The organism is Jannaschia sp. R86511, from assembly GCF_042466345.1.
Classification (GTDB): Bacteria; Actinomycetota; Actinomycetes; order Actinomycetales; family JBBAYJ01; genus Aquipuribacter.
Map to the genome: position 1 here is coordinate 3,726,981 of NZ_JAXHCD010000001.1, position 17,959 is coordinate 3,744,939.

Sequence of the window (17,959 nt, forward strand, 5' to 3'; positions counted from 1 at the left end):
CCGGGTCGCCCGGCCGGGCGCTCAGCGCACCCGACGGGCCGCAGCCGCCTCGGGCGCACCCAGGGCCTGCGGGTGCAGGATGCGGGCGAACGCCTCGACCCCGTCGACCAGCCGCGGGCCCGGCCGGACCACGAGGCCGTCGGCGTCCACCGCCCACACGGCCACGTCCGGCGCCCCGGCCGCGGCCAGCGCCCGCACCACCTCCTGCGCCTGCTCGACGGCGGCGTCCAGGTGGTAGCCGCAGGGGGCCACCAGCACCACGTCCGGCCGGGCCGCCACCACCTCGGCCCAGCCGGTCGTCACCGACCGGCCGCCGGGCGTGCCCAGCACCTCCAGGCCGCCGGCGGCGCCGACCAGGTCCGGCACCCAGTGACCGGCCGCGAACGGCGGGTCCACCCACTCCACGACGACCACCCGCGGCCGGTCCCGGCCGGCCACCGCGTCGGCGACCGCCCGCAGCCGGTCGCGCAGACCGGCCACCACCGCCTCGGCCCGCGCGGCCTCCCCCAGCGCCGCCCCGACGGTGAGGACCGTGTCCAGGACGTCGTCCAGCGAGGCCGGGTCCAGCGCCAGCACGTCCGCCGAGCAGCCCAGGTGGGCCAGGGCGTCGTCGACGACGTCGGAGGGCAGGGCGCAGACCCGGCACAGGTCCTGGGTCAGGACCAGGTCCGGGTCCAGGCCGCGCAGCGCCCCCTCGTGCAGCGTGTACAGGTCCTCGCCGGCCGCCGCCCGCGCCCGTACCTGGGCGTCGATCTCGCGCGGGGTGAGCCCCGTGGTGTCGCTGCCGCCGACCACCACCGCGTGGTCGCTGCGGGCCGCCGCCGGGTGGTCGCACTCGAACGTCACACCCACCAGCCGGTCCGCGGCCCCCAGGGCGTAGACGATCTCGGTGGCCGAGGGCAGCAGCGAGACCACTCGCTGCGGGCTGGGGGTGCTCACCCGGCCAGGGTAGGACGCCTCCGCGGATCATGAGAGGCGGCTCATCCGGACGCTGTACGGTCCGGCGCATGAGCCGCCTGCGCCCCCTGGCCACCGTCGCGGGGACCGTCCTGGTGGCCGCGACCGTCCTGGGCGCCTGCACCGCGTCGGACCCGGCCCCCGACCCCCCGTCGGACCCGGTGACCGGCCCGGAGCTGGTGGAGGGGATGCGGGACGGGGTGTGGCCGGTGGCCGACGTCGGCGACATCGAGTTCCGCCTGGCCCCGCGCGGCCTGGAGCTGGTGGCCATGCGACCGGCCCCGGGCTGGCAGGTCGTCGACGAGGAGGTGGGACCAGACGAGATCGAGATCGACCTGCGCTCCGGCGACGTCCGCACCACGGTCGAGGTCGGCTACCAGAGCGGGATCCTCGAGATCGAGGTGGACCAGCTCTTCGACCCCCCGCCGGCCGGGCCGCTCCGGCTCGGCGGGGCCGGTTCGGTCGACCTGGTCCAGGACGGCGAGGCGGTGCTCGTGGGTGACGTCGAGCTGGCCGACGGCTGGCGGGAGACCCAGCGCTCCGAGAACGCCGGGGACGCCGAGCTGGGCCTGCGCCGCAACCGCAGCGGGCTGGTGGAGACCTGGGAGGTCGACGCCCGGGTGGACGACGGCGGCCTGGAGGTGGCCACCGACTACGAGATCCAGGGCCTGGCCTCGCCGTAGCCCCGCCCGACCCGCCCGAGGGTTTGCGCCTGGTGATCTCCTCGGCAGGATGGGGGTCATGACAACCGACGAGACGGCCCTGCGCCCGAACGACGTGCCGCGGGACGTGCTCGCCGCCGTCGCCGCGGGCGCCCACCACGATCCCCACGGGGTCCTCGGTGCGCACGCAGGTCCCGACGGGGTGACCGTCCGCACGCTCAAGCCGTTCGCCCGCAGCGTCACGGTGCTGACCGAGGCCGGCCGCACCGACGCCCACCACGAGCACGACGGCATCTGGACGGCGCTGCTGCCGGGCGCCCAGGTCTCCGACTACCGCCTCGAGGTCGCCTACGACAGCAACGAGGGCCAGGCGGTCCACACCGTCGACGACCCCTACCGCTACCTGCCCAGCCTGGGCGAGATCGACCTGCACCTGATCGGCGAGGGCCGCCACGAGCAGCTGTGGACCGTCCTGGGCGCCCACGTGCGCAGCTACGAGGGCCCGCTCGGCCCCAGCGAGGGGACGAGCTTCTCCGTCTGGGCCCCCAACGCCCGTGCCGTCCGCCTGGTCAGCGACTTCAACTCCTGGAACGGGCGCACCCACTCGCTGCGCTCCCTGGGGGGCACCGGGGTCTGGGAGCTGTTCGTCCCCGGCCTGGGCGCCGGCACCCGCTACAAGTTCGAGCTGCTGGGCCGGGACGGGCACTGGCACCAGAAGGCCGACCCGATGGCCCGCCACACCGAGGTGCCCCCGTCCACCGCCTCCGTGGTCACGCAGTCCTCCTACTCCTGGGGCGACGAGCAGTGGCTGACCGAGCGTGCCTCCCGCGACGTGCACAACGGCCCGATGAGCGTCTACGAGGTGCACCTGGGCTCGTGGCGCCAGGGGCTCTCCTACCGACAGCTGGCCGAGGAGCTCGTGGCCTACGTGAAGGAGCTCAACTTCACCCACGTCGAGCTGCTGCCGGTCGCGGAGCACCCCTTCGGCGGGTCGTGGGGCTACCAGGTGACGGGCTACTACGCCCCGACCAGCCGGTTCGGCCACCCCGACGACTTCCGGCACCTGGTGGACCGGCTCCACCAGGCCGGGATCGGCGTGATCATGGACTGGGTGCCGGCCCACTTCCCCAAGGACTCCTTCGCGCTGGCCCGCTTCGACGGCGAGCCGCTGTACGAGCACTCCGACCCCCGCCGGGGCGAGCACCCGGAGTGGGGCACGCTCGTCTTCGACTACGGCCGCAGCGAGGTGCGCAACTTCCTCGTCGCCAACGCCCTGTACTGGCTGGAGGAGTTCCACGTCGACGGCCTGCGGGTCGACGCGGTGGCCTCGATGCTCTACCTGGACTACTCGCGCAAGGACGGCGAGTGGGAGCCCAACGTCCACGGCGGGCGCGAGAACCTCGAGGTCGTCGAGTTCCTCAAGGAGCTCAACGCGACCGCGTACAAGCGCGTCCCCGGCATCGTCACGATCGCCGAGGAGTCGACCGCCTACCCGGGCGTCACGCAGCCGACGCACCTGGGCGGGCTCGGCTTCGGCCTGAAGTGGAACATGGGCTGGATGCACGACTCGCTCGGCTACGTCGCCGAGGACCCGGTCAACCGGCAGTACCACCACCAGCAGATGACGTTCTCGCTGGTGTACGCGTTCAGCGAGAACTACGTGCTGCCCATCAGCCACGACGAGGTCGTGCACGGCAAGGGCTCGCTGCTGCGCAAGATGCCGGGCGACCGCTGGCAGCAGCTGGCCACCGTGCGGGCCTACCTGGGCTACATGTGGGCCCACCCGGGCAAGCAGCTGCTGTTCATGGGCAGCGAGCTCGGCCAGGAGGCCGAGTGGAGCGAGTCCCGGTCGCTGGACTGGTGGCTGCTGGACACCCCGTGGCACCGCGGGCTGCACGACATGGTGGGCCAGCTCAACCGGACCTACGTCGACAACCGGGCGCTGTGGGCGGACGACTTCGCCTCCTCGGGCTTCCAGTGGCTGGACGCCGACGACCACGGGCGGAACGTCTTCGCCTGGCTGCGCACGGCCGCGGGCAGCAAGCCCGTCGCGTGCATCACGAACTTCGCGGGCAACCCGCACGAGGAGTACCGGATCGGGCTGCCGCAGGCCGGCGCCTGGCGGGAGGTCCTCAACACCGACGCCGAGGAGTACGGCGGCTCCGGGGTCGGCAACCTGGGCCTGGTCACCGCGGACGACACGCCGTCGCACGGCCGCCCCGCCTCCGCCGTGCTCCGGGTGCCGCCGCTGGCCACGGTCTGGCTCACCCCGGCGGACTGACCCGCGCGACGGGACGACGAAGGGCCCGGGGGACTTCCCCCGGGCCCTTCGTCGTGCTTCGCCGTCCTGCGCTCAGAACAGCGCGTTGGCCAGCTTCACCCGGGCCTGGGCGACGCGCGGGTCGTCGCCGCCGACGACCTCGAACAGGTCGACCAACCGGGTCCGGACCCGGGCGCGGTCGTCGCCGCCGGTGACGCGCACCAGGTCGACGAGCCGGGCGAACGCGTCCTCCACGTGCCCGCCGAACAGGTCCCGGTCGGCCACGGCGAGGCCGGCGTCGACGTTGGTCGGGTCGTCGGCGGCCGCGGTGGCCAGCCCGGTCATGACGTCGGCCGGCAGGGCGTCGACCCGGCCGAACAGCTGGGCCTGGGCCAGGCCGGCCTTGGCGTCGGCGTCGGCGGGGTTCTCGTTGAGCGCCTGCGTGAAGGCCGTGACCGCGGCGTCGTAGTCACCGACCTCGAACGCCTGGGCCGCCGCGGCGTGCAGCGGGGGCAGCGGCGGCTCCTCGGGGGCGGCGGCGGCCTCGGGGTCGGCCTCACCCACGTCGACGGTGCCGCTGACCCCGTTCTGCGCGGCGACCTTGAGCAGCTCGTCGATGACCTGACGGGCCTGCGCCTCGGGGACGGCACCGGTGAACATGGGCACTGGCTGGCCCTTGATCAGGGCGACGACCATGGGGATGGACTGGGCCTGGAACGCCTGCGCGATGCGCGGGTTGGCGTCCACGTCGACCTTGGCCAGCACGAACCGGCCGGCGTACTCCACGGCCAGCTTCTCCAGCACCGGCGAGAGCTGCTTGCACGGCCCGCACCACTCCGCCCACAGGTCGACGACCACCGGGACGGTGAGCGACTGCTGCAGGACGGCGTCGAAGTCGGCCTCGGAGACGTCGACGACGACCCCGGTCGGGGCGGGCCCCCCGGTGGGGGCGGCGCCCGGCGGTGCGGCGGGGGCGGCGGGCCGCGCGAGGGCGGAAAGGTCGACGGCCCCACGCAGGCTGGGTCCGGGCATCGGCTGGGTCATGGTGCTGATCCTCTCGTCATGAAGCGTCGGCCGCCACGAGGCCCTCGCCGACCGCGACGAGCCGGATGGCACCCTGCTCCGCGGGCACCACGAAGGCGAGGGCCGCGAGCGACCGTGTGGACAACGTGCCGTCGGTCTCGTCGATTCCCGCGACGGCGGCCACCTCGGCGTCCGGGCGGAGCACCCCGGCCCCCGGCCGGGCCGTCATGGTCGTGGTGGACTCCACCGCCGTGACCGCCAGGACGTCGCCGTCCGCGCCCCGCACCGCGTACAGCAGGTCGCCGCCGGCGTACGCCTCGTGCGTGACCACGGTGGTCGCGACCGCGTCGACCGCCGCCCGCTCGGCCTCGGTGCGGGCCCGGACGGCGGACACGAACGGGTCGGGCTCGAACTCCGCCGCGGCCGGGCTGGCGTCGCCGTCGCTCAGCACGGACGCGTACCGCTCAGCCAGGTCCGCGAGCGCCAGGCGGAGCTCGTCCTCCTCCGACGGCTCGGCCGTGCCGTCGTCACCGGTCCCCTCGGGACCGGTCCCGTCGGCCAGCGCGTCCGCCCCCACCTCGACGGCCGGGAAGGTCGGCAGCCGCGCCCCGGGCAGCATCGTCATGCGGGCCCAGAGCCGGTAGGGCGAGCGCACGTCCTGGGCGTCGTACAGCTCCAGGACGGGCAGCGCGGCCGGGGACGTCGTCGACCCGGACGTCGTCGACCCGGACGTCGTCGACCCGGACGTCGCCCCCGACGTCGTCGTCCCGGCCGTCGTGGCTGCGGCCGTCGTCGGCCCGGTCAGCGCCCCGGCGTCCGGACTCGTCCCGGCGCCGGGCACGGTCACGGTGGCGAACCAGCGCGGCCAGCCCGCCACCTGGGGCGCGACCAGCACGGTGGCCGGCTCCGGGTCCGGGGCGAGCCCGCCGGGCTGCGCACCGTCCTGCGCCACCCGCAGCCGGGCGAACGCCTCGGCCGGGCCCAGGGCCCCGGCCGGGACCAGGTCGGGGTCGGCGGCCTCCCGGGCCGCCTGCAGCCGGGCAGCCACCTCGCTGCGCACCCGCTGCGCCTGCTCGGCCGTGACCACCGGCGCGGCGGCACCGGTCGCGGGCCGCCCCGCCGCCGGGTCGGCCGTCGGCAGCCCCGCGCAGCCGCTCAGCGCGAGCGCGAGCAGCACGGCGACCGCCGTTGACCGGCCCGGGGCCGCCCGGCCGGGCACGGCGACGGCCCGCGTCACGCTCGACCGGCCGGGTCGCGGGGCCGGGGTCGCGGCCGGGACCGCCGGGCCAGGCGGGCCCGGCGGGCGTTCAGCGCCACCAGCCAGGCCAGCCCCAGCGCCAGCAGCAGCACGCCGCCGAGCAGCAGCGGCCACGCCCCGGGGTGGGTCGCGGACCGCTCCCAGCGCAGGTCGACCGCGTCCGGCCCGGCCGTCACGACCACCAGGGCCTGGTCCGCGCGGGGCGCCTCCAGCCGCAGCCGGGGCGAGGCGCCGCTGACCTCCTGCTGCCACACGTCGGCGGCCTCGGGGTCGGCGGACGGGTCGAGGGTCCCGGGCTCGGCCCCGTCGACCGGCACGGCGCGCAGGGTGGTGGTCGACGCGACCCCGTCCACCCGGATGTGCGCCACCCCGGCGAGCCAGGCCGTCACGTCGGCCTGCCGGCCCACCCCGACGAACGCCTCGCCGCCCACCTGCACCTCCAGCGGCTCGCCGGTCAGGGCGGCCACACCGGGCCCCGTCGTCAGGACCGTGGCCGCCTGGGTGCGCCCGCCGACCTGCTGGTCGGGGGCCGCGAGGGTGAGCACGACGACGCCCACGACGGCGAGGACGAGCCCCAGCGCCGCCACCGCGGTGGGGACGACACGAGGCACCACGCCCGCGAGGATAGGGGCACAGCACCGGGGCGCCGGTCAGGCCGCACGGGGTGCCGCGGGTCGCCCCGCGCGGCGGGGCCCCGGCTCAGGGGGTCATGACCGGGCCGGCGCTCAGAACCGGGCCGGCTCGGTGTACTCGCCCCACTCCGCCCGCAGCGCGTCGCAGATCTCGCCCAGGGTGGCCTCGGCCCGGCAGGCCTCGAGCATGGCCGGCAGCATGTTCCGCCCCTCGCGCGCGGCCGCGAGCATGTCCGCCAGCGACGCCGTCACCCGGTCGTCGTGCCGCGCCGCCCGCCGGGCCTGCAGGGCGGCGACCTGGTCGGTCTCGACCTCGTGGCCGACCCGCAGGATCTCCAGCGGCGTGCTGACCGACTCGGTGTGGCAGTTGACGCCGACCACGCGCTTGTCGCCCTTCTCCAGGGCCACCTGGTAGGCGAAGGACGCGTCGGCGATCTCGGTCAGGAACCAGCCGTCCTCGATGCCCCGCAGCACGCCGGAGGTCATGGGGCCGATGTCGTGGCCCACCCGCCCCTCGGCGTCACGGTCGCGGCCGGTCTCGCCCATCGCCTCGATGGTGGCGAAGATGCGCTCCGCCTCCGCCTCCATCCGGTCGGTGAGCGCCTCGACGTACCAGGACCCGCCCAGGGGGTCGGCGACGTTGGCCACGCCCGTCTCCTCGGCCAGCACCTGCTGGGTGCGCAGCGCGATCTCGGCCGCCTGCTCGCTGGGCAGGGCGAGGGTCTCGTCCAGGGCGTTGGTGTGCAGGCTGTTGGTGCCGCCCAGCACGGCCGCCAGCGCCTCCACGGCCGTGCGGACCACGTTGTTGTACGGCTGCTGCGCGGTCAGCGACACCCCGGCGGTCTGGGTGTGGAAGCGCAGCCACTGGGCCTTGTCGGTCGTGGCGCCGTAGCGCTCCCGCAGCCAGCGGGCCCAGATCCGGCGGGCGGCCCGGAACTTGGCCACCTCCTCGAACAGGTCGATGTGCGCGTCGAAGAAGAACGACAGCCCCGGCGCGAACACGTCGACGTCCAGCCCGCGCGACAGCCCCAGCTCGACGTAGGCGAAGCCGTCGGCCAGCGTGAACGCGAGCTCCTGCGCGGCCGTGGAGCCGGCCTCGCGGATGTGGTAGCCGGACACCGAGACCGGCTTGAACCGCGGCACCTCGGCGGCGCAGTGCTCGAGCAGGTCGCCGATCAGGCGCAGGTGGGGGCCGGGGCCGAACAGCCACTCCTTCTGCGCGATGTACTCCTTGAAGATGTCCGTCTGCAGCGTGCCGTCCAGCACCCGGGTGTCCACCCCGGCCCGCTCGGCCGCGACCAGGTACATGCAGAAGACCGGCACGGCCGGCCCGGAGATCGTCATCGAGGTCGTGACCTGGTCCAGCGGGATGTCGCGGAACAGCACCTCCATGTCGGCCGCGGAGTCGACGGCCACGCCGCAGTGACCCACCTCACCCAGGCTGCGGGGGTCGTCGGAGTCGCGGCCCATCAGGGTCGGCATGTCGAAGGCCACGCTCAGCCCGCCGCCGCCCTGGGCCAGGATCTTCTTGTAGCGGTCGTTGGACTGCTCGGCGTTGCCGAAGCCGGCGAACTGCCGGATCGTCCAGGCCCGGCCGCGGTAGCCCGTCGGGTGCAGACCGCGGGTGAACGGGTACTCGCCGGGCCAGCCGATGCGCTCGTCGACCTCGCCCTCGGGCCCGTACACCGGCTCCACCGGCAGCCCCGACAGGGTGGTGAAGTCGGCGTCCCGGACCCGGCCCGCGGCCTCGGCCGCCTCGAACCGTGCCTGCCAGCGTGCGCGCGCGTCCATCGTGACCTCCCGTGCCGACGTCGGTGTCGGACTCGTCCCGGTGAAGCCTACGACGCGCCCGCGCCCGCCCGGGCCGGGGAACCGGCGCCCGTGCCGCTGCGTCCGATCGACGAGGCCGGGCGGTGCCCGGCCGGACGGACCAGCAGGAGGACGTCGTGGACCGAGGACAGGCGAACCCGCCGCAGCAGCAGCCCGACCCGGTCGCGTCCCGCGGCCCCCGCCGGTCCCGGCGACGTGCGGTCGCGCTCGGGGTGGGCGCGGCCCTGGTCGCGGGCGCCGGGGTGGTGGCGCTCGACCTGGGTCGGGCGCCGCAGGCCGCGGCGGAGGCGTCGCTGCAGCCGTTCGGCGGCTGCGACGAGCTCGTCGCCTGGTACCGGGAGGCCACCCTGCCGCACGTCACCGCCTACGGCCTCGGCGGCGGGGTCGTCACGTTCGCGGCGGCGGCGGAGGACGCGGGCGGGGCGGACGCGGGCGGGGCGGACGCGACCGTGGCCCGGGACGGTGCGGCCGCCACCGGCGGGGCGGTCGGGTCCTCGGGCACGGGGACCAACGTGCAGGAGGAGGGCGTCGACGAGCCCAGCCGGGTCAAGGTCGCCGACGGCGTGGCCTGGACCCTGTCCGGGACCCGCCTGGTGGCCGTCGACCTCCTCGACGGGACCGTGCTCGGCGAGGTGACCCTCGCCCCGGGGCCTGCGGCTGGCGGCGAGCCGGGTGCGACCGGTCTGCTCCCCCCGGAGAGGTACTTCAGCGAGCTGCTGCTGCTCCAGGACCGGGTCGTGGTGCTCGGCTCGGCCACGCTGCCGGCCGACGGGGCCGACGGGGCCGACGGGGACGCGGCCGGCTCCGCGCCGGGACCGGCCGACGCCGTGGACCTGCTGCCCTACCCGCAGCCGTGGGGTGCGGCCACGGCCACGGCCACCACCGTCGACGTCAGCGACCCGTCGGCGCCTGTGGTGGTGGACACCGTCGAGGTCGAGGGCGGCTACGTGTCCGCCCGGGCGGCCGGCGGTCACGTGCGGCTCGTCACCTCGGCCACGCCGGTGCTCCCGTTCGTGGACCCGTACCTCGTGCAGCAGGAGGCGTCGGACGACCGGACCGGCGACGACGCCGCGCAGTGGTCGGAGCCCGACGCCGGGACCGAGGCCGAGGCGCTGGCGCGCAACCAGCAGGTCGTCCGCGACGCCACGGCCTCGGACTGGCTGCCCGACCTGGTGACCCGCGACGAGTCGGGCCAGGTCCTGACCCGCGCGCCCGTCGGCTGCGCCGACGTCGCCCACCCCACGACCGAGGCGGGGTCCGGGACCCTGACGGTGCTGACCATCGACCCGGCGGCCGCCACCACCCTGACCGGCACGACGTCGGTGACCGCGGACGGGTCGTTCGTGTACGCCGCGCCCGACCGCCTGTACGTCGCGACGACGACGGGCGGCTGGCTGTGGGGCGCCGGACGGGACGGCGGGGCCGGGGAGGTGACCACGGAGCTGCACGGCTTCGACACCGGCCGGCCCGGACGGACCGACTACCTGGGATCGGGCCAGGTGGACGGCTGGCTGCTCGGCTCGTGGGCGCTGGACGCGCACAACGGCCACCTGCGAGTCGGGGTCACCTCGCGCCCGCCCCTGGACGGCACCGACGGCACCGAGGGCTCCGAGGGCTCCGGGTCCGTCGACGGGCTCACCCGACCGGCCCCGCCCACCGACACCAGCTCCAGCGTCGTGGTGCTGCGGGAGACCGCCGCCGGCCTCGAGCAGGTGGGCCGGGTCGACGGTCTGGGCCCCGGGGAGCAGATCCGCTCCCTGCGCTGGTTCGACGACCTCGCGGTGGTGGTGACGTTCGAGCAGACGGACCCGCTCTACACCGTCGACCTGGCCGACCCGACCTCGCCGCAGGTGCTGGGCGAGCTGAAGGTCCTCGGCTACTCGGGGTACCTGCACCCGGTCGGCGACGGGATGCTGCTCGGGCTGGGCCAGGACGGCACGGCGGTCGGCACCCTGACCGGCGCCAAGGTGGAGACCTACGACCTCACCGACCTCGCGGCCCCCACCGACGTCGACACCCTGACCTGGCCGGGGTCCTCCAGCGCGGCCGAGTGGGACAGCCGGCTGTTCGCCTACCTGCCCTCCAGCCGGACGGCCGTGCTCCCCCTGGACCGTGAGGTCTCGGGGACCTACCGCTCCGGCCTGGTCGCGGTCGCCGTCGGCGCCGACGGCTCGGTGTCGGAGTCGGGCAGCTGGTCCGGTCCCCAGGGCGGCTGGCTCGCCGGCCTGGCCACCACCGAGGACCGGGTGCTGCTCACCCACGAGAGCTGGCAGGTGGTGGACGGCACGGAGGCCGCCCGCACCGTGCTCACAGTGCTGGACGCCGACGGGCTGGCCACGCTGGCCGAGGTGGCTCTGGACTGACTGGCTCAGGCCAGGACGGTGCGCACCAGACGGCGGGTGCGCCAGACCTGGGCCAGGACGCCCACGCCGATGACCGCCAGGGCGAACCACGCGGCCAGCCGGACCGGGGTGGGCGGCTCGTTGAGCGCGACGGCCAGCACCCCCCAGCCGGCGGCGGCGGCGAACGGCCCGGCCGCCACCCTCAGCCGCAGGCTGACGTCCAGCACCACGGCCGCGGCCGCGACCAGGGCCACGATGCCGGCCCCCGAGGCCAGCGCCGTTCCCGTCGGTGCCCCCAGGTGCACCCCGGAGATGGCCACGTTGGCCACGGTCGCGATGGTGACCCAGCCCAGCAGCAACGACGCAGCCACCGTGGGCAGGACCCGGTCGACCCCGGTGGGCTCCGGGTCCTGCAGCCGCCCCAGGGCGAGCGCCGTCGCGGTGACCGTGACCAGGATCAGCCCGTTGGCCACGAGCAGCCAGACGCCCTCCTGCGGGAAGACCACCTCCCAGACCGCGTTGGCCCCGAACGCGACGGCCAGGGGCCAGCCGACCCGACGGTGCACCTGACGGCCGTGCTGGGCGGGCAGCGCCTGGTACACGGCGTAGGCCAGGCACAACGCGAAGATGACGCCCCAGATCGCGAACGCGTAGCCCGCCGGGGTCACGACCGTGGCGAAGGTGTCGGAGACCTCCGCGACGCTGCGGGCGCCGGGCAGCGCCGCACCCAGGGGGCTGCCGACGATCTGGGCGAGCGCCGCCACCGCGACCGCGACGACCCGGACCAGGTCGCTGCGGGCCGGAGGGCGGGTCGCGTCACCGGGGGGCGCGTCGTCGACGTCGGGAGCGGGCGCGGCGAGGGTGCCGTCATCGTGACCAGGCATGCCCGGCATCCTCCCCTGATCCGCCGCGTCCTGCCCGCGCGCCGCGGCGCGGGGCTCGGCCGAGGGGCTCAGCCGAGCTCGTCCAGGGCCGCCTCGAGCCGGTCCAGCTTGCCGGTCAGCTCACCGCTGCGCCCCGGCCGGACGTCGGCCTTGAGGACCAGCGACACGCGCGGCGCCTGCTCGGCCAGCACGTCGACGCAGGACTTGACCAGGGCCATGCACTCGTCCCACTCCCCCTCCACCGTGGTGAACATGGCGTCGGTCCGGTGGGGCAGCCCCGAGTCCCGGACCAGGCGCACCACCCGGGCCACCGCGGCCGAGACGGACCCGTCGGGGCCGGAGACGGACGGGGCGACGGAGAAGGCGACCAGCACGGACCCAGGCTAGCCAGCCGCGGGCAGGACCGAGGCCTCAGCCCTCGACCGCGGCCACCAGCCGGTCCGCGGCGCCGAACGGGTCCAGGGTGCCGCCGGCCACCTGCCCGGCCACGTCGTCGAGCAGGCCGCCGGAGCCCAGCTCGCCGAAGCGGCGACCCAGGTCCGCCAGGGCCAGCGCGCGGACCTCGACCGCCGCCCGGCGGCGGCGGACCACGTCGGCGCGGCCGTGGGCCGTGGACCACTCACGGTGCTGCTGCAGCGCCTCCAGCAGCTCGTCGACCTCGCCCCGGGCGGCCACGGTCCGCACCACCGACGGCCGCCAGTCGCCCGGCGCCCGGCCGTCGGCCCCGAGGGCGATCGACTGGCGCAGCTCGCGCACCGTGGCGTCGGCGCCGTCCCGGTCGGCCTTGTTGACGGCCAGGACGTCGGCCACCTCCAGGATGCCGGCCTTGGCCGCCTGCACCCCGTCGCCCATGCCCGGGGCCAGCAGCACGACGGTGGTGTCGGCCAGGCCGGCCACCTCGACCTCGCTCTGGCCGACGCCGACGGTCTCGACGACGACGACGTCCACCCCGGCCGCCTCCAGCACCCGCACCGCCTGCGGCGTGGTAGCAGCGAGCCCGCCCAGGTGGCCCCGCGAGGCCATCGAGCGGACGTACACGCCGTCGTCCAGGGCGTGGGCGCCCATCCGCACCCGGTCGCCCAGCAGCGCCCCGCCCGAGAACGGCGAGGACGGGTCCACCGCGAGCACGCCGACCCGGGAGCCCTGGGCCCGCAGCGCGGTGACCAGGGCGGACACGGTGGTGGACTTGCCCACCCCCGGGGGGCCGGTGAGCCCGAGCACCCAGGCCGTGGCCGGCGTCCCGTCGGCGAGCGCCCGGGCGACCTCGCGCAGCTGCGGCCCGCCGTCGGCCACCACCGACACCAGCCGGGCGACGGCCCGGTGCGAGCCCTGCCGGGCCGCGTCGAGCTCGGCCCCGACGTCCAGGCGACGACGCTGCCGGGCGCCGCCCGGCATCAGCCGCGGGGGACGCGCAGCAGCAGCGCGTCGCCCTGACCGCCGCCGCCGCACAGCGCCGCGGCACCCACCCCGCCCCCGCTGCGACGCAGCTCGAGGGCCAGGGTCAGGGCGAGCCGCGTGCCGGACATGCCGATCGGGTGGCCCAGCGCGATCGCCCCGCCGTTGACGTTGACCCGGGACTCGACCTGCTCCGGGCCCAGCCCCAGGTCGGCGACGCTGGCCAGCGCGACCACGGCGAACGCCTCGTTGATCTCGTAGCGGTCCAGGCCGGCCGGGTCGATCCCGGCCCGGGCGCAGGCGGCCCGGATCGCGGCCGAGGGCTGGGTCTGCAGCGTCGAGTCGGGTCCGGCGACCATGCCGGCCTCGCCCACCTCGGCCAGCCAGGGCAGCCCCCGGGACTCCACGAGGTCCTTGCGGGCCACCACCACCGCGGCCGCCCCGTCGGAGATCTGCGACGCGGAGCCGGCCGTCACGGTGCCGTCGGGCCGGAACGCCGGGCGCAGCCGGCCCAGCGACTCCACCGTCGTGCCGGCGCGGATGCCCTCGTCGGTCGCGACCGTGACCGGCTCGCCCTTGCGCTGCGGCACCTGGACCTCGACGACCTCGTCGGCGAAGCGGCCCTCCTCCCAGGCGAGCGCCGCGAGCCGGTGGGAGCGGGCGGCGAAGGCGTCCTGCTCCTCGCGACCGAACCGGTACCGGGCCGCCGTGGCCGCCTCGCCCGGCCCACCCGCCGTGCCCGTGGCCTCCGTCGGGTCGTTGGCGTCCTCGGTCAGCGCCCCCATCGCCTGGGCGGTGAACGTGTCCCGCAGGCCGTCGTAGGCCATGTGGTCCAGCAGGGCCACGTCGCCGAAGGTGTGCCCGGCCCGGCTGCCGGGCAGCAGGTGCGGGGCCTGGGACATCGACTCGGTGCCCCCGGCGACGACGACGTCGGCCAGCCCGGCCGTGATCATGGCGTCGGCCATCGTGACGGCGTTCAGCCCCGACAGGCAGACCTTGTTGACGGCCACGGCGGGCACCGACATCGGCAGCCCACCGGCCACGGCCGCCTGCCGGGCGGGGCTCTGCCCGACGCCGGCCTGCAGGACCTGCCCGATGACGGCCTGGTCGACCTCCTCGGGCGAGAAGCCGGAGCGTCGGAGCGCGGCCCGGATGGCGACCCCGGCCAGGACCGGGGCGGGCAGCGAGGACAACGAGCCCTGCAGGCGCCCCATGGGCGTGCGGGCACCGGCGACGATGACGGAGACCATGGCCACACGCTAACGCCCGCGGAAGGGCGCCGCCGTGGCGGGCGTCCTACGGTGGTGAGGTGCCCGAGGTCCCCGGTCCCGCCGACACCGCCGCCGCGGCCCTGGGCGGTGTCCCCGGCCTGGTCGGGGTGGACCACGTCGGGATCGCCGTGCCCGACCTGGACGCCGCGGTCGACTTCCACACCCGGGTGCTGGGCCTGCGGCTGACCCACCGCGAGACCAACCCCGACCAGCAGGTCGAGGAGGCGATGCTGGCCGGGCCGGACCAGCCCGCCGGGTCCGTGCAGGTCCAGCTGCTCGCCCCCACGGGGCCGACCTCGACCCTGGCCCGTTTCCTGGAGCGGTCAGGGCCGGGCCTGCAGCAGCTCGCGTACCGGGTGCTGGACGTCGAGGCCGCGGCGGCCCACCTGCGCGCGGCCGGGGTGAGGGTGCTGTACGAGCGGGCCCGGACGGGCACCGCGGGCAGCCTGGTCAACTTCGCCCACCCGAAGGACTGCGGCGGGGTGCTGGTCGAGCTCGTGCAGCCCGCCGCCGACCCACCGGCGGCGGTCGCGCCCCGCTAGGGTCGAACGCACGGCCCGTGCCGGACACGTGCACAGCAAGTGACGAGGAGCCTCACCGTGAGCGACATCAGCCCGAGCCAGTTCGCCGTGGTCATGCGCGGTTACGACCGGTCCCAGGTCGAGGCCCGGTTGGCCCAGCTGGAACGGTCCCTGAAGGAGGCTCGCTCGCGGGTCGAGGACCTCGACACCCGCTCCATGCAGCTGGCGGGCGAGCTGTCCGAGGCCCACCGGCAGCTGCGGGAGGCCGAGCGGCCGTCGTACTCCGGGCTGGGCTCGCGGATCGAGCAGCTGCTGCGCCTGGCGGAGGAGCAGTCCTCCGACATGGTCAACCAGGCCACCAACGACGCCGACGAGATGCGTGCCCAGGCCCGTCTGGAGATCACCGAGCTACGCGCGTCCGCCGAGAACGCCGTGGCCGAGACCCGGGCCACCGCCTCGCGCGAGTCCCAGGAGATGCTCGACCAGGCGCGCGACGAGGCCGGCGAGATCCTCGACGACGCCCGCCGCAAGGCCGACGACCTGGTCCAGGGCGCCGAGCGCCAGGCGGCCAAGCTCGTCTCCGCCGCCGAGCAGGAGGCCTCGGAGCGGCGGACGACCGCCGAGCGCGACGTGGCCCGGCTGCGGGCGACGGCCGACCGCGAGGCCACCGAGGTGCGCCTGGCCGGCAAGAAGGAGGCCGAGGACGCCCGCGTCGCCGCCAAGCAGGACGCCGACCGGATGCGGGCCGAGGCGGCCGCGCTGCTGGAGACCACGCGCGAGGACACCAACCAGGCCCGCTCGGACGCCGAGATGCAGATCGCCTCGGACCGCGAGGAGGCCGAGCGCGAGATCGCCGGCCGCCACGAGGCCGCCGTGCACCAGGCGCAGTCCATCGTCGGCGAGGCCGAGGGCCGGGCGAACGCGGCCGAGGCCCGGGCGGCCAAGGCGCTGGAGGCGGCGGAGACCACCCGGCGCAACGCCGACGAGCAGGCCAAGGCGCTGGTGGCCAACGCCCGGCGCAACGCCGACGAGGCGCTCGCCCAGGCCAGGATCCACGCCGAGCGGGTGCTGGGCGAGGCCAAGGCGGAGGCCGAGCGCTCCCGCGGCTCCGCCCAGCGCGAGGTCGACGACCTGACCCGGCAGCGCGAGTCCATCACGGAGCACCTCAACCAGCTGCGCAGCCTGCTCGGCGGCTCGGCGTCGCCCGCGCTCACCAAGGCCGTCGACCGGGGCGAGATCGAGGCCCCGGCGGACGCCTCCGCCGCCCCCCAGGCGGACCAGGCGGACCAGGCGGACCAGGCGGACAAGGCGGACGGGCCCGGGAACGGGGCCACGGCCGCCGGCGACGGGAGCAGCGACACCGCGGCCGACACCGACGACGTGGTGGACGGCGACGTGGTGGACGGCGACGTGGTCGAGGACGAGCCGGCGGGCACCGACGACGACGCGATCGACGTAACGGACCGCGCGACCGACGCCGCGAACGACGCCTCGGACGACGCCCCGAACGACGGGGACCGGGAGGCCGTGGCGGCGGAGCGGCGCCCCGACGCCTGAGGCGCAGCCGGGTCGTGACCGGTCGGAACGCCGCGTCCCGCCCCGTCCGGGTACCTACGGGCCTACCGTGGACGGCGTGAGCACCCGGACGTCGCGCGAGGCGGAGGACACCCAGCCCTCCCGCGCCCCCGACCCCGGTGACCACGGGTCGCGCGCGGACGACCCTGCCGCCCCGGACGCCCCGGACGCCCCGGACGGCAACGGCCCCCCGGACGGCGACGGCCCCCGGACCGCGGACCACGCGGACGACGGCCCGACGCGTGACCCGGGGACCACGGCCGAGCCGCTGCAGCCCGTGGTCGCCGTCGCGTCGGGGTCCCGGTCCTTCTCGCCCTTCGCCGTGGGGTTCGTCGGCGCCCTCGGGGTGCTGCTCGCCGTCGGCCTGGTGCAGGCGGTCGTGCAGGCCGGGCAGATCGTCACCCTCGTCTTCGCGGCCCTGTTCCTGGCCCTGAGCCTGGACCCGTTCGTCGTGTGGCTGGAGCGCAAGGGCCTCCCCCGCCCGGCCGCGGTGGGGCTGACCTTCGGGCTGCTGGTGGTGGCGGTGGGCGGGTTCGTCGCGGCCGTGGCCCCGCTGGTGGTGGCGGAGAGCTCCCAGCTGGTGCGGGTGTCACCGATCTACGTCGGCCGGATCGAGCAGAGCGACCTGGCGCAGACCCTCGACGCGCGCTTCGGCCTGTTCGAGCGGATCAACGCCGAGATCGAGAGCCGGCTCAACAGCAGCACCACCATCGACGCGCTGTTCGGCGGCGTGCTCGGCGCCGGCCGCGCCGTGGTGACGGGGGTGTTCAGCGTCCTGCTCGTGCTGATCCTCACCTTGTACTTCCTGGCCTCGCTCAAGACCATCACCGCCGGGGCCTACCGGCTGGTGCCGCGCAGCAGCCGCGAGCGGGTGCGCGAGATCGGCGAGGAGGCGCAGCGCCGGGTCGGCGGCTACGTGCTGGGCCAGCTGGCCGTCGCGACGTTGAACGGACTGCTGTCCTTCGTCGTCATGACGGTCCTGGACGTCCGCTACTCCGTCGCGCTCGCCTTCGCCGTCGGGGTGTTCGGGCTCATCCCGCTCGTCGGCGCCACCCTCGGCGCCATCCTCGCCTGCACCGTGGCCGCGCTGGGCGACCTGACCGACGGGGTCGTGCTGGCGGTGTGGTTCCTGGTCTACCAGCAGGTCGAGAACTACCTGATCCTGCCGCGGATCATGTCGCGCACGGTGGCCGTCCCGAGCACGCTGGCGGTGGTCGCGGCGCTGGTCGGGGGCTCCCTGCTGGGCCTGATCGGGGCGCTGGTGGCGATCCCGCTGGCCGCCACGGTCCTGCTGGTCGTGCAGCGCGTGGTGTACCCCCGCCAGGAGGCGGCCTAGCCACGCACCGGGG

General features: G+C 76.0%; 15 protein-coding genes. 6 read left to right on the forward strand and 9 right to left on the reverse strand.

All coding sequences use genetic code 11. The features are described 5' to 3' along the window. Positions 1-21 precede the first annotated feature (21 nt). Positions 22-939 (reverse strand): ABC transporter substrate-binding protein, encoded by a 918-nt coding sequence (locus tag SJY06_RS17350; protein WP_380168782.1) that lies wholly within the window; start codon positions 937-939, stop codon positions 22-24. 68 nt (positions 940-1,007) lie between these two features. On the opposite strand from SJY06_RS17350, the gene SJY06_RS17355 reads away from it, so the two are divergent. Continuing rightward, a complete protein-coding gene (locus tag SJY06_RS17355) occupies positions 1,008-1,640 on the forward strand; it encodes a hypothetical protein (RefSeq protein ID WP_380168783.1) in 633 nt (210 codons plus the stop codon). A gap of 58 nt (positions 1,641-1,698) precedes the next feature. Continuing rightward, entirely contained in the window at positions 1,699-3,900 is a 2,202-nt protein-coding gene (glgB, locus tag SJY06_RS17360; RefSeq protein ID WP_380168784.1) for a 1,4-alpha-glucan branching protein GlgB, read from the forward strand. 72 nt (positions 3,901-3,972) lie between these two features. On the opposite strand, the gene SJY06_RS17365 is transcribed toward glgB, so the two are convergent. From SJY06_RS17365 to SJY06_RS17380, 4 genes are all read right to left on the reverse strand, one after another. Then, positions 3,973-4,923 carry a tetratricopeptide repeat protein gene (locus SJY06_RS17365; RefSeq protein WP_380168785.1) on the reverse strand — a complete coding sequence of 317 codons (951 nt, stop codon included), beginning with the start codon at positions 4,921-4,923 and terminating at the stop codon, positions 3,973-3,975. 16 nt (positions 4,924-4,939) lie between these two features. Continuing rightward, the gene (locus SJY06_RS17370) at positions 4,940-6,139 is read right to left on the reverse strand and encodes a hypothetical protein (protein WP_380168786.1); all 1,200 of its coding nucleotides are present in this window, start codon (positions 6,137-6,139) and stop codon (positions 4,940-4,942) included. Beyond that, positions 6,136-6,774 carry a hypothetical protein gene (locus SJY06_RS17375; RefSeq protein ID WP_380168787.1) on the reverse strand — a complete coding sequence of 213 codons (639 nt, stop codon included), beginning with the start codon at positions 6,772-6,774 and terminating at the stop codon, positions 6,136-6,138. Before SJY06_RS17375 ends, SJY06_RS17370 begins: the two co-directional genes overlap by 4 nt. A gap of 111 nt (positions 6,775-6,885) precedes the next feature. Continuing rightward, complete coding sequence (locus tag SJY06_RS17380; protein WP_380168788.1) at positions 6,886-8,583, reverse strand: methylmalonyl-CoA mutase; 1,698 nt, start codon at positions 8,581-8,583, stop codon at positions 6,886-6,888. A 155-nt stretch (positions 8,584-8,738) separates the two neighbouring features. On the opposite strand from SJY06_RS17380, the gene SJY06_RS17385 reads away from it, so the two are divergent. Beyond that, on the forward strand, positions 8,739-10,985 hold the full coding sequence (locus SJY06_RS17385; protein ID WP_380168789.1) for a beta-propeller domain-containing protein: 2,247 nt from the start codon (positions 8,739-8,741) through the stop codon (positions 10,983-10,985). Positions 10,986-10,990: 5 nt separating this feature from the next. Here SJY06_RS17385 and SJY06_RS17390 read toward each other — a convergent pair whose 3' ends face one another. The 4 genes from SJY06_RS17390 to SJY06_RS17405 all read right to left on the reverse strand — a co-directional run bounded on the left by SJY06_RS17390 (position 10,991) and on the right by SJY06_RS17405 (position 14,493). Further along, on the reverse strand, positions 10,991-11,848 hold the full coding sequence (locus SJY06_RS17390; RefSeq protein ID WP_380168790.1) for a TspO/MBR family protein: 858 nt from the start codon (positions 11,846-11,848) through the stop codon (positions 10,991-10,993). Positions 11,849-11,916: 68 nt separating this feature from the next. Further along, on the reverse strand, positions 11,917-12,222 hold the full coding sequence (locus tag SJY06_RS17395) for an MTH1187 family thiamine-binding protein (protein WP_380168791.1): 306 nt from the start codon (positions 12,220-12,222) through the stop codon (positions 11,917-11,919). Between the two features lie 37 nt (positions 12,223-12,259). Next, positions 12,260-13,243: a methylmalonyl Co-A mutase-associated GTPase MeaB gene (gene meaB, locus SJY06_RS17400; RefSeq protein ID WP_380168792.1), complete on the reverse strand. Its 984-nt coding sequence runs from the start codon at positions 13,241-13,243 to the stop codon at positions 12,260-12,262. Beyond that, positions 13,243-14,493: an acetyl-CoA C-acyltransferase gene (locus SJY06_RS17405; protein WP_380168793.1), complete on the reverse strand. Its 1,251-nt coding sequence runs from the start codon at positions 14,491-14,493 to the stop codon at positions 13,243-13,245. Before SJY06_RS17405 ends, meaB begins: the two co-directional genes overlap by 1 nt. 59 nt (positions 14,494-14,552) lie before the next feature. Between SJY06_RS17405 and mce the strand changes: the two genes are divergently transcribed. The 3 genes from mce (at position 14,553) to SJY06_RS17420 (ending at position 17,946) form a co-directional block, all read left to right on the forward strand. Then, positions 14,553-15,056: a methylmalonyl-CoA epimerase gene (gene mce / locus SJY06_RS17410; protein WP_380168794.1), complete on the forward strand. Its 504-nt coding sequence runs from the start codon at positions 14,553-14,555 to the stop codon at positions 15,054-15,056. 57 nt (positions 15,057-15,113) lie between these two features. Beyond that, positions 15,114-16,592 carry a hypothetical protein gene (locus SJY06_RS17415; protein WP_380168795.1) on the forward strand — a complete coding sequence of 493 codons (1,479 nt, stop codon included), beginning with the start codon at positions 15,114-15,116 and terminating at the stop codon, positions 16,590-16,592. Between the two features lie 76 nt (positions 16,593-16,668). Then, entirely contained in the window at positions 16,669-17,946 is a 1,278-nt protein-coding gene (locus SJY06_RS17420) for an AI-2E family transporter (protein WP_380168796.1), read from the forward strand. The last annotated feature ends 13 nt before the right edge of the window (positions 17,947-17,959 follow it).